The sequence below is a fragment of the Algoriphagus ornithinivorans genome (genome assembly GCF_900115305.1).
GTDB lineage: Bacteria > Bacteroidota > Bacteroidia > Cytophagales > Cyclobacteriaceae > Algoriphagus > Algoriphagus ornithinivorans.
The window spans coordinates 190699-203209 of the sequence record NZ_FOVW01000005.1 but is presented as its reverse complement, the minus strand read 5'-3'; the positions used below and the strand labels follow the sequence as shown (position 1 = coordinate 203209).

The following is a 12511-nucleotide window of genomic DNA, read 5'->3' as shown; positions in this document are numbered from 1 at the left end:
AAAAATTAATGAACGAAAGTACACATTATGAGCCAATTTAAACCCTTTCACCTGGCTTTCCCTATTCGGGATATAGAAGAAACCAGAAAATTCTACGGCGATTTACTGGGATGCGATATCGGTAGAAGTACCGATAAATGGATTGATTTCAACTTCTTTGGTCACCAACTTTCGGCTCACATCAAGCCGGATGAGTTGGCAAATGCAAAGACCAATGAGGTAGACGGTAAAAATGTACCCGTAAGGCATTTTGGCGCAATTTTGCCTTGGGATGAATGGCATGCATTAGCAGACAAACTGAAAAATCACGGAATTGAGTTTGTTATTGAGCCATATATCAGATTCAAAGGTGAAGTGGGAGAGCAGGCAACCATGTTTTTCCTAGATCCTTGCGGCAATGCCCTAGAATTCAAATCCTTTCAGGACGAATCACAGATTTTTGCAAAATAAGAGATTTGAAGCCTCAATATATCCGAAAGGGAATCGATAGAGTCATTGAAATAGAAGGAAAGTCCTTCCTTTATTTCAGTGGAACCTCCTATTTGGGAATTGGGCAGAATGTGGAATTTCTGGAAGTTTTGGCTAAAAACCTGTTTGACTTAGGGTCCAATCATGGGCAAAGCCGAGTAAATAATATCCGGCTTAAAATCTTTGATGAATTCGAAGAGTTTTTTGCTCAAGAAGCCAAAGCTCCAAAATCAGCCATTCTCAGTTCAGGTTATTTGGCAGGAATTGCAGCAACCCAATATTTGGCAGCATCTACCGAAGAAATCTGGATTGCCCCCAATACCCATGCAGCTGTAATTCCCAATGGATATTCTAGCGGCACCCAATTAAATTTTAATCAATGGAAAAAAGCTTGTCAAGAACAAGCCAGCCAATTATTTGGTAAAAAGATTTTATTGATTGGAAATGCAGTGGATCCCTTATTGGGCGAAATCCACGATTATTCATGGGTAAAGGATTTAGCAGAAAAAAACTCAATCAGTCTACTCATCGATGATAGCCATGCTTTTGGTGTATTGGGCAGGGGAGTTTTTGGAACCTATGCTCAATGGCAAAACCCGGCCATTAGGCTTGTAGTCTCTGGTTCTTTAGGGAAGGCTTTAGCTTTACCCGCTGGAATTATTTTGGGAAGTGAAGAGAGCATTGATGCGATCAAGTCAACACCCTTATATGGGGGAGCATCTCCCGGATCTCCCGCGCATCTTCATACCTTCATGGAAACCCAATCCATTTATGAAAAATCCAAAAGCCAACTGCAGGATTACTGTGGGATTTTTGCTCAGGAAATTTCAGGATTCAAAGGCATAAAAGGCTCAAGAAATTTTCCGGCTTTCATCATTGAAAAAGTTGATTGGGTATCCAAACTTGAAAATGCAGGAATCATCATATCCTCATTTCCTTATCCCACCCAAAGCAGTCCACATATCAACCGCATCGTCATTTCAGCTTTTCATGAATTCGATGATCTTTTTTATCTTGTCAATACTCTTTATCAACTTCAAAAGGAATGAAAAAACTATTTTATCTAATTATTCTTTCAATTTTTCTAAGTTCCTGCGATAACCAAAACGATCAACCTTTTCAGGGAGATCTTTCTGATTATCCAATCTTAAAAAGAGTATTAGACTCTGCCGATAAATACCAAGTTCAAATTCTTTATTCCAAAATTGACAGAAATGAACATGGAGTCCCCATGTTTGATACGCATGAATTCAATTTGGATAATGAACGGTACTTCTATCCAGCCTCTACCGTAAAATTGCCGGTAGCCATATTGGCTTTGGAGTGGCTAGAAGAGCAGAATGTGGATAACTTGGATATGAACAGCATCATGCTAGTCGATTCAGTGCGACCTTCCCAAGTGCCTGCTTATGTGGATAAGTCTTCCAAAGACTCTCTTCCAAGCATAGCTCATTACATAAAAAAGATCTTATTGGTTTCTGATAATGATGCGTACAATAGACTTTATGAGCTATTAGGCCAAGATTACATCAATGAAAAATTAGCAGAAAAGGGGCTCAATCATACAATCATCAACCATCGATTGAGCTTCCCGGCGAATGAAATTGAAAACCGTTATTTCAACCCAATCAAATTTGTGGATAAAAGCGGAAATATCATTCTCGAGTTACCGGAAAGGGAAAGCAAGGCTATCTATTCAAATCCTGAAAAACCAGTAATCGGAAGAGCTTATTACTCCGGAGATTCTCTGATCAATACTGGAATGGAATTTACGTTCAAAAATAAATTTGCGCTCAGCGATCTACATGGAGTCATTCAGCGGATAGTTTTTCCACAGGCCTTTTTGGAACAGGAGCGATTTCAACTCAATGAGGAGCATAGAAAATTCATCCTGAAATACATGAGTATGCTTCCCAGAGAGTCGGATTTTCCCAGCTATCAAGGGGAGGAATATTATGATAGCTATTCCAAGTTTTTCAAGTTTGGAACAGACAAAAAACCCATTCCCGAACAATTCAGGATTTTCAATAAAACTGGATGGGCTTATGGACACCTGATTGATGGAAGTTATTTCGCAGATTTTGAAAACAATGTAGAATTCATCGTCTCAGCCATTATTTATGTCAATAAAGATGAAACGCTGAATGATGATCAATACGAGTATGAGGAGATTGGGCTTCCATTTTTTACAGAACTGGGGGAATACCTTTATCAGAAGGAGTTGAAAAGAAAAAAAGGAATCAAACCAGATTGGTCTGAGTTGAAATTGAATTATCTTAATAAGTAAGATGAAGTTTAAACTGATAAAAGGAAAGTTATTTTTCAGGCATTACGCAATTTATGCCCTAATAACAGCAGTCGTTCAAACTATAGTGAGCTTAGGAAATTACAGGCTGAAATTTGGAATTGATTGGGCTTTTCTTCATGACCCAATGACAATCCTGATTCTTTGTTTTTATTGGTTGTGTTGGATGGCCTTTTGTTATTTGGTTTTTTGGAGACTTAACCCTGCTTATCGAGAAAAAATAAAGAGTAAGCGTCAAAAAAAAGATTGACTTATCCACAATTTTCAGCTAGGAGTAACTCTGCATTTTTACCAAAGGATGTGGATAACTCCCTCCCAATGAAATACCTAAGTCTCTCAATTCCTTGTTTTTCAATTCCCAAGGGTGGTGAATGTCAAAACCTTTAATGGATTTTAGCTCTGGAATCCACAGCCGAACATAATCTCCGTTTCGATCATAATTTTTGCCTTGTCGAAGAATATTGAAATAGCGGTTTTCTCTGGGATCATTCCCTACACCGCCCACATACATCCAGTTTCCCCAATTGGAGCAAACGTCATAATCTATCAACATACTTTCAAAATAGCTGGCTCCCCAAGTCCAGTCTATCCCCAAATCATTGACCAAAAAACTGGCGACATTCTGCCTCCCACGATTGGACATGAATCCCGAGTATTTCAACTCACGCATGTTGGCATCCACAAAAGGGACTCCTGTCAACCCCTCACACCAGCGCTCGAATAGAGCACTATCTCTTCTCCAGGAGTCCTCTTGTTTTTTGATACCTCCAATTTGAAATATTTGATTGCCATGTTTTTTGCTGATGAACCTGAAATAATCTCTCCAGATCAATTCAAAAATGAGCCAATAAGTACTTTGATTCTTTTTGCGCTCCTTTTCGTAGCGTTTTACCTCTTCAAAAATGGTTCTTGGAGAAATACAACCTAAAGCTAACCAAGGTGAAAGCTTAGAACTGTAATCTCCTCCAATCAATCCATTTCTGGTTTCTTTATACATTTTCAGAAGATCTTTTTCCCATATATAGGACTGGATTCGCCCTAAACCGGCACTCTCTCCACCATTTAACTCCATCACCGCTCTGGGCTCGGTCTCAGGTTCCTCCAGTCCATATGTTTTCAGGTCTGGCAATACTCCAGACATGGGCAATAAATCTTCTGCCGGAAAATTAATTTTATCGGGGTTGGGAAAAGTAGGCCTGATTGAAGCCATCTTTTCCACAGCTTTTCTAAATGCTGTAAATACTTCTGGCACTTGGTAAACAGGGAAGGGCAAATCCTCTATATGATACAGGGTGCTGATCCAATAGGACTCTGTAGCAATTCCTTTTCCCCAAGCAGCCTGATCCAAAGCTTCATCTACCTTTTTTTCTTCATCAGTTACTTCCTCTGAATAAAAAATAGCGTCCGCTTTAACGCGACTGGCTAGGGTGATCAACTCTACTTCTGGTTTCCCTCTTAGAAGAATCAAATCGGCCCCAGTTTCTCTTAAATTTTTCCTCAAATCCAATACAGATTCAAATAAAAACTTGGCTCTGAAGGGACCTGTTTTTGAAAAACCGAGTTCAGTAGCTTCGAAATGTCTTGGGTCAAAACAATACACCGGGATCACTTCTTTGGCCATAGCCAAAGCTTGATGCAAGGTCTCATTGTCTGTCAGACGCAGATCATTTCTAAACCAAACTATCGCTCTTTGATACTTCATGATTGTTGAACAGGCTGTTTAATGCAAGTGTTTGAGATATTTTTAAAATTCAATTCTCCCTATTTTCTTTAAATTCAAGAAAATTTAAACTCATCATGAAAATCTCCCACTTCATTTGTTTTCTACTCCTATTCATCCCAATAATAAACTTTGCACAAAGCCTGCAAGAAAAACTGGGCTATGCTGCGGAAGACAAATTATTGATCATTCATGGTGATGATGTAGGCGTTTCCCATTCACAAAACCTGGCAACTTTTCAAGCTATTCAAAATGGATTGGTGAGCTCCACCAGCATGATGGTTCCGGCAGCATGGTCTAAAGAGGTAGCTGAATTAGCCAAAAGCATCAAAACCCCGGACATAGGAATTCACATTACGCTGACCAATGAATGGCTTCATTATAATTGGGGACCGGAAGCCGGGAAGACAGATGTTCCCGGACTCGTCAATCCACTCGGGCATATGTTTCCAAGTTGTGCAGAGGTTGCCCAAAACGCCAGTCCCGAACAAGTAGAAAAGGAAGTCAGAGCTCAAATAGAAAGTGCAAAATCCATGGGAATAGATGTCACCCATCTCGATTCCCATATGGGTTGCATGTTTTATGGACGGCCGGAATATATGAGAATTTATGTGAAGCTGGCTTTGGAATACAATATCCCGGCGATGATTAATCAGGAAATTTATAAGGGATTGATTGAACCCAATCCTGCACTCTTTGAAGGTTTGGAGGTCCAAAAGCTTCCCATCATTGACCAGATTATTATGGCTGATGAAAAAGCTTATGCAAATGGTATGGAAGAGTTTTACACGGATGCATTGAAAAATTTACCGGCTGGAGTGCATGTGCTATTATTACATTTAGCCTTTGACGATGCTGAGATGAATGCAGTTACTTCGGGGCATGATTCATTTCACGCACCCTGGAGACAAAAGGATTATGACTTTTTCACTAGTGAGCAGGCTAAAAAATTATTGGAAGAACAGAACATTAAATTGATCACTTGGAAAGAAATTGGAAAGCTTCTTTAAAATGAAAATTATAATGAAAAAGACTTTTACCTATCTCATTTTTTGTCTGCTTCTATTCTCCTGTTCGGAACTTCAAGATCCATATTCACTGATTTTCGAAGACTTAAAGTCCCAAAAAGGGCTTACAGGAAAGAAAGCCTATTTAGCATCTCCATTTACAGCTGCTGGAGACAGAGTATATCTGATCGGAAATCAAGACGGTAGCTTTCCCGATATGGGCTGGCATGTAGAAGGCGAAATGGGAGGAATCTGGATGCATCCAATCAAATTAATGGATGGCTTTAGTGCCCAAATACAAATAGGAGATCAAAAAAGCTGTTTGGAAAATGCAGAAGCTTTTATGAATTACCCATTTTCCAACCTGATAGAATATGACTTATCCACATTAGGGCTGAAGGTAGAGAGGCTTCATTTTGTGCCTGATGGAAAGGAAGGAATGGTAGTTTTATATAGAATTAAAAATGTGGATAAGTCCGAAAAGTCCATCTCTTTTAATTGGAGCGCAAAAGTTGATTTGATGCCGGTTTGGCTCGGCGAAAGAAGCAAGATGATGGATGAAGAAGATCAGGTCAATTTCGATGAAATGAGTCAAACCCTCTGGGCAAAAGACGTTGGAAATGACTGGTATGTTTCCTGGAAGACAGACCCCAAATTCCAAGTTAGTCCTGTTGCCAATAGCTGTGAATTTGAATCTAAGGGAAAAGGACTGGCCTCCACATTTAATACAGAATTGAATATCCCTGCTGATGGCACTATAGTTTTCCCTGTTTTCATATCCGGCTCCACCAATAGTCAATTGCAAGCTTTTTCCACCTTGGCAGAAATTCAGGAAAACCTGGCTGCTGATTGGTTTAGTAAAAAAGAGCGATATGAACTCATAAAATCAACAGCACAGATTCAAGTTCCAGATCAGGAATTACAAGAAGCTTTCGAGTGGGTAAAATATAACACAGACTGGCTCGTGCGTGACGTGCCTGAAATAGGCAGAGGTTTTGGTGCAGGATTGCAGGATTATCCTTGGTTTTTTGGTGTAGATAGCGAATACACCATACAAGGGTTACTTGCTACGGGCAGGAAAGAATTGGTTTATTCCACTATAGAACTTATCCACAATTTGTCTGAAAAAACCAATGGCAATGGAAGGATTATCCATGAAGCCTCCACGAATGGAGTGGTATTCAATCCGGGAAATATTAATGAAACGCCTCAGTGGGCATCCACTATTTGGGAGGTTTACCGATGGACAGGCGATAGGGAGTTTTTAGAAAAATACTTTCCTTCTGTTGAAAAGGGGCTTACATGGCTTTTGGAGGAAAATGATTCAGATGGAAATCTCCTAGCGGATGGCTATGGCATGATGGAAATCCACGGGCTGGAATCTGAAATGATCGATGTGGCGGCTTACAGCTACAAAGCTTTTGCAGACGCTGCTCAAATGGCTGAAATTTTAGGGAAAACAGCCCTGGCTGAAAGTTATCAACAAACAGCAGATGCGCTGGCTGAAAAAATCAACGCCGAATTTTGGGTACCCGAATTTGGAAGCTATGCCGATTTTATAGGAACTGCAGATGAGGCCATACACCTGATTGATGGAGCCATTATTCGGGCAGATACTTTGAATAAACCTTGGGCTGTGGAAGAATTGAAAGCTACCAAATCAAAGTTATCCACATTAACAAAGGATCAAAAACAGGGGTTTGTATTGTATCATAATTGGGTAGTCAATACTCCTATGGAAGTCGGAGTGGCCGATCCTGAAAAAGCCCAAATCGCCTTAAAAACAGGAAGAAAATATACCAATCCTTTTGGAGTATTTGTGACTGGCATAGATAGAGATGAAAGTGCTGAGCTGGAAGAAGGTTCTTTTTCCGGGAGCAAAGTATTCTCCTACACAGGTGCTGTGATGACATTACCAACAGGGGTGTCTGCCATTGGAGAAAACAATTATGGGAATCCAGACCAGGCTTTAGATTATCTAAAAAGAATGACAAGAAGTTTTGGATTTGCCTTACCCGGATCAATCTACGAGGTTTCACCCGACTATGGAATGTTTACCCAAGCTTGGAACTTGTATAGCTATGCGATTCCGATAGTCACCCAGTTTTTTGGGATAAAGCCAGATGCCGGAAATAAAGTTATCCACATCCGTCCTCAGATGCCAAGTGATTGGGAAGAAGCCAAAATTGAGCGAGTAAAGGTTGGTGAAAATGAGATCACTGTAACCTATGAGAAAAAAGGAAAGAATCTGATCCTAGAGGTCAATCAAAGCCAGAAAAAGTGGGGGCTTTCAATTGAAATTCCTGAGAGTTATCAACAAGTAAAAGTCTTAGGCAAAGAAGTCAGTAGCGATACTCAGAATGGATATCGTAGAGTTTTGATGACTGGGGAAAAGGTGAGGGTGGAAGCTTTCTAGAAAAAAAACTTCCTTATGCTTTACATATTCAACCAATAATTCAGCTTCAGCACCAAACTTCTTTGCTTAGGGATGAAATCACCCGGAAAATAATTGTCGGTGTACACCACAAAGAAATCGGAAACAGGTGCATATCTCCACTGCAACCTGGTATTGATATTCAGGTTGTCTATCTGGTTGTTGTATTGGATGAAGGTTGTCCAGAATAGGTTTTTGCTAAATGTCAGATCGATTCTTGGACCCACTAGAAGCAAATTCGCATCGTTTTGAGGTTCTGGCAGTCGGATCTGATTGTAGGAGAAATTCATGGAGATATTTGCTGTATAGCCCATTCTGATGGCCATCTCACTTCGAATGGAAGCAATATTTCCTGTAAAATATTCTCCAAACTCACTTCGAAGAGAGAAATTAAAAGGCAATCTCGGGTTACTTCTAAAATCAATCCCAAATCTCTGGGTACTGTAATCAGTACCTGCAGCAAGTCTTTCTCCACCTGTTCGAGTAGGATCAAATGGACTGAAAAGATAGACATAGCTATAGGTGTTGGAAAAAGTCAGCTGCGCAAGGGACTGAAATCTAATTTCATAACTCAGTTCAATATCTCTATCAGTCATCCCCAATCCATCATTCCACAGATATTCAAAATCAATTTTAGGTCCATGACGATTGATATATTTACTCTTGGGAAAGAAGCTGTAAGAAAGATCTGGGTTCAGTCGCTTATAATCTGTTCTCGGAGTAAATCCCACTTCTGGATTGTAGTTTTCTCCTATATCCAAATAGCTAAAGCTCCAGTTCCAGTGTAAGTCATTATATAAGATGTAGGCATTGAAAGTTCCGGTTTCATCACTTACTCCCTTTTCAAATGTCCTATGATAAAAGGCCTTTCCAGTCCATCTGTTATCGGCTGATGCCAAATTGTATTCCAAGCCCACTAGACGATTATAATCATTGGGATTAAAAAGACCTTGTTCATTTTCTGCAGCCAAAGACTCTCGATCAACTACGATTAAGCCTATGTTTGAGCGATTGAACACCTTTTTTTGCAATGCAAGTACGCTGAAATTTTTACCATTAATTCCTGCCTGCTCATCATTGGCGGTTTGCATATTCATCAAACCTACCCGCCAATCATCTGTGATTTTACCACTCAATCTGGCTCCATAAATAATTTTATTCTGGACATTTTGTCCTGTATTCTCGTCTCTATCCACCCCAATTCTTCTGGAAAAGAAAGGCCTTGCCAATGGATGCCCAAAGCTGGCAAACAAGTCACCATTTTCGAGGAAAAATTGCCTTCTTTCCGGGAAAAATATTTCAAATCTATCTAAGTTGGTAACCTGCTGGTCCACTTCCACTTGAGAGAAATCCGGATTAAAAGTAAGGTCTAAATTCAACGCAGGACCGATCCCAATTTTCGCATCACCGCCCACCGCTGGAGTCATTTTTTCAGAGGTGCCTTCCAGATAATTTTTGGAAGTTCTTCCAGCTACATAAGGTATAATAGAAACATTCGCAGATTTCTTGCGAAGTGGTTCTTCAAAAATTAGCTTTCTACTAAAAGCTGTGGATATAATAGAGAAGTTTCTCGGAATAGGCGCCCAAGTACTTCTTTCTCCCAAGTGACTGTCAATTCGGTAAAAGTTGACATTCCAATTTTGGGCACCATCCTGAAATCTTAACGTGGAGAGAGGAATGATTGCCTCCACTTGCCAATGATTCTCAAAAATTGTTGCCTTCGCATACCATTTGTTATCCCAAGCCAAATTTAAATCATCACCTCTAGCTCCACCATTTGCCAAAAGAGCTTCTCTTTGAACCCCGTAAGGATTGACGCCAAATTGGAAGGCATTGGTTTTATCATTGAACGTATCAAATACAAAGCTGATCCCATCATTTTGCTCTCCTCTATAGTCCCTCCTCAAAGAGGTAGAAACATATTTGCGAGGTCCTGTATTTTCCATGACCGCGGCTATGTATATATTTTGATCATCAAATGCGATCTTCACTCTGCTTTGCGCTTGAGCTTGACTGGTATCAGAAGGAAAATATTGGGTAAAATTAGAGTTCCAACCCTCAGGACCCCAGATTTCTTCATCTAGGATTCCATCCAAGACAATGGGTTCACTGGTTTTGAAGGCGAAGGCATTGGGAGCTTGCTGAGAATATGCAGCAGAGCATAGCAGCAAGGACCCAAACAAAATGATAGTTTGGCTTATTCTCATGGTTTAGTCGATGCCACAAAATTAGAATTGTTTGAAGCTTTGACTCTGAGAATTTTACAAATGGTAAGATGTGATGCTTATCGTTTTTCAGCGGGTACCAAAGGCAGTTAGCACCAAGTTTCTGGAGCCTGCATTTCGCCTAAATTCACATAGATATATTCCCTGCCAAATTCCTAAGGATAGTTTTCCACCAGAAATCGGAATTTGAAGGCTGGAATCGAAAAAACTGGCTTTAATGTGAGCAGGCATATCATCCGGACCTTCATAAGTGTGGATAAACCGTGGATAAGTTTCCGGAATCAATTCATTTACAAAGGTTTGGAAGTCTTTTCTGACAGTAGGATCAGCATTTTCATTGATAGTCAGGGCAGCTGAAGTATGCTGGATAAAAACCTGCAAAAAACCGACTTGAAATTGTTCAATTTCAGGAATGGCAGCCTCTATTTTTTCAGTAATTAAATGATAGCCTTGTGGATAACTGGGCAAACGTAATTTTTTTTGAAAAAACTGACTCATATCGGCAAGTTAAAAAAATATGCTTTGGGTATCGCTCGTCTTTTCAAATATCAATGTAGGTCCATCACATGCTCCCCATGAACCCAATAACCTTCCATCAGAATCCCAGGAAAAATACTCTTGACCTGAAAAACAGGTGTGGATCAGTTGCCTATTACTAGGATTGTCACGGCTCAAAAGCACAGACTCTTCGTCATAATTCAACAACAAAAATAAATTGTCATTATTCTCTTCGACCTGAAACTTTCCGGAAAGCACATAATCACCAATGTTTTTAACAAAAGAACTGTCTTTCTTAAATCGGTAAACATAGGTTGTGTCCGTCTGATCATAAGTCTTTACGTCTCCAGGGTTGAGGCAAAAGTTGCAAAAAGATTCTGTTAGCGCCCATTCTTCCCAATCAGACTTGTCAGGATTAATCGCCTCAGTGCAAGAAGAAAGGGCAAATAATGAAGTCAGGAGAAAACAGCAGAATTTATTCATGATAACACTATTTATGAAGTCATTACGCTTTTAAGCTCTAATCTGATACAGTCATTAGATCTTTTTCACTGAATTGACTAACACACCCATAGGTTCAATACTTATCAAGACCTGATCTCCATCCTCCAGCGTAAAATTATCAGGAACAATTCCAGTACCTGTCATCAAAAAGCAACCAATAGGAAATGTATTTGCTCTGAATAACCAATCGGCCAATTCCTGTGGTTTCCGTTTTAATTGTGTCAAATTGGTTTTTCCTTCAAATTGGGTTTTTCCTCCTCTTTTTATTTCCAATTTAATTTCAGTTTCCTCCTCCAACTGATTTCCAATCCAAATACATGGACCTATGGAAGCACAACCTTGATATACTTTAGCTTGTGGTAAATACAGTGGATTTTCACCTTCTATACTCCGACTGCTCATATCATTTCCAATAGTAAAACCCTGGATTTTTCCGGAAGGTGATAAAAGTAAAGTCAATTCAGGTTCGGGAACATCCCAAGAGGAGTCCTTTCTGATATTCACGGGAGAACCAGGGTTAGAAACCCTCGATGCGGTAGCTTTAAAAAAAAGTTCTGGCCTATCGGCTGCATACACTTTATCATAGAAATCAGCTCCACCTGAATCTTGAGACTCTTCCATTCTTGCAGTTCGGCTTCGATAATAGGTGACACCTGCAGCCCAAACTTCCTGGTTCCCCATTGGAGCCAAGATTTCCTCACCCAATAATTCCTCTGCTTTGGAGGAGGAGATACTTTCCCAGTTTTTGGACTCATTACTCAACAGAGATTTTAAATTTTCTCTACCCAATAAATGATCCCAGTCTAATTCTGGGCCTAGCAAAAACGCTTGGTCTACTTCTAAAAGGGTTGCTGAGGCTAATTTATATAGTTTCATAGTTAGGCTATAGGTTTATGAAAAGCTGAGAATCAGAATAAATGCAATGAAAGCAGGAAAGGCCTGAAACCAAAAGATTTTTTTAGAAACGGTGTATGCCCCGAAAATTCCTGCAACTACGATAAATCCCAGAAAGAATAATCGAACAGAAATGGACAGCTCATTTTCCAGAAAAAAGGACCAAATAAGGCCAGTAGCAACAAAGCCATTGTATAACCCTTGATTTGCGGCAAGAGACTTAGTGGTTTTGAAGAACTCCTTAGATCCTCCGAAAACCTTTCGGCCAAAACTTTCCCAAGCAATAGACTCCATCCAAAAGAAAAATAAGTGCTCGACTGCTATCAAGCTGATTAATATGGAGATTAAGACTTGCATATCCGTTTTTTCCTGAATTTACAGATATTTTGGGGCATTGAGGAAAGCTTGACTCCAAATCAGAGTAAAATCATTTGCCTATCTTTAAGGCCTGAATTA

General features: G+C 39.8%; 11 protein-coding genes. 5 read left to right on the top strand and 6 right to left on the bottom strand.

Features of this window, described 5'->3' with window-relative positions:
• The first annotated feature begins 27 nt into the window (after positions 1-27).
• From BM073_RS09130 to BM073_RS09120, 3 genes are read left to right on the top strand one after another with little or no spacing between them, the layout of a single operon-like run.
• Positions 28-450 carry a VOC family protein gene (locus BM073_RS09130; protein WP_091653438.1) on the top strand — a complete coding sequence of 141 codons (423 nt, stop codon included), beginning with the start codon at positions 28-30 and terminating at the stop codon, positions 448-450.
• Between the two features lie 5 nt (positions 451-455).
• Entirely contained in the window at positions 456-1517 is a 1062-nt protein-coding gene (locus BM073_RS09125; protein ID WP_175557881.1) for an aminotransferase class I/II-fold pyridoxal phosphate-dependent enzyme, read from the top strand.
• Entirely contained in the window at positions 1514-2755 is a 1242-nt protein-coding gene (locus BM073_RS09120; protein WP_091653435.1) for a serine hydrolase, read from the top strand. The genes BM073_RS09125 and BM073_RS09120 overlap by 4 nt, the downstream gene beginning before the upstream one ends.
• Before the next feature lie 286 nt (positions 2756-3041).
• Here BM073_RS09120 and BM073_RS09110 read toward each other — a convergent pair whose 3' ends face one another.
• Positions 3042-4475 (bottom strand): DASH family cryptochrome, encoded by a 1434-nt coding sequence (locus BM073_RS09110; RefSeq protein WP_091653431.1) that lies wholly within the window; start codon positions 4473-4475, stop codon positions 3042-3044.
• A gap of 95 nt (positions 4476-4570) precedes the next feature.
• On the opposite strand from BM073_RS09110, the gene BM073_RS09105 reads away from it, so the two are divergent.
• Positions 4571-5503, top strand: a complete 933-nt coding sequence (locus BM073_RS09105; protein ID WP_091653429.1) for a polysaccharide deacetylase family protein — start codon at positions 4571-4573, stop codon at positions 5501-5503.
• A 13-nt stretch (positions 5504-5516) separates the two neighbouring features.
• Positions 5517-7916, top strand: a complete 2400-nt coding sequence (locus BM073_RS09100; protein WP_091653754.1) for an alpha-L-rhamnosidase-related protein — start codon at positions 5517-5519, stop codon at positions 7914-7916.
• A 20-nt stretch (positions 7917-7936) separates the two neighbouring features.
• Here BM073_RS09100 and BM073_RS09095 read toward each other — a convergent pair whose 3' ends face one another.
• From BM073_RS09095 to BM073_RS09075, 5 genes are all read right to left on the bottom strand, one after another.
• The gene (locus BM073_RS09095) at positions 7937-10141 is read right to left on the bottom strand and encodes a DUF5916 domain-containing protein (RefSeq protein ID WP_091653428.1); all 2205 of its coding nucleotides are present in this window, start codon (positions 10139-10141) and stop codon (positions 7937-7939) included.
• A gap of 87 nt (positions 10142-10228) precedes the next feature.
• Positions 10229-10657, bottom strand: coding sequence for a secondary thiamine-phosphate synthase enzyme YjbQ (locus BM073_RS09090; RefSeq protein ID WP_091653426.1), 429 nt, complete (start codon positions 10655-10657; stop codon positions 10229-10231).
• A 9-nt stretch (positions 10658-10666) separates the two neighbouring features.
• Positions 10667-11140: a hypothetical protein gene (locus BM073_RS09085; protein ID WP_091653424.1), complete on the bottom strand. Its 474-nt coding sequence runs from the start codon at positions 11138-11140 to the stop codon at positions 10667-10669.
• A 54-nt stretch (positions 11141-11194) separates the two neighbouring features.
• A complete protein-coding gene (locus BM073_RS09080) occupies positions 11195-12037 on the bottom strand; it encodes a fumarylacetoacetate hydrolase family protein (RefSeq protein ID WP_091653422.1) in 843 nt (280 codons plus the stop codon).
• 15 nt (positions 12038-12052) lie between these two features.
• A complete protein-coding gene (locus BM073_RS09075; RefSeq protein ID WP_091653420.1) occupies positions 12053-12412 on the bottom strand; it encodes a DUF1304 domain-containing protein in 360 nt (119 codons plus the stop codon).
• Between the last annotated feature and the right edge of the window lie 99 nt (positions 12413-12511).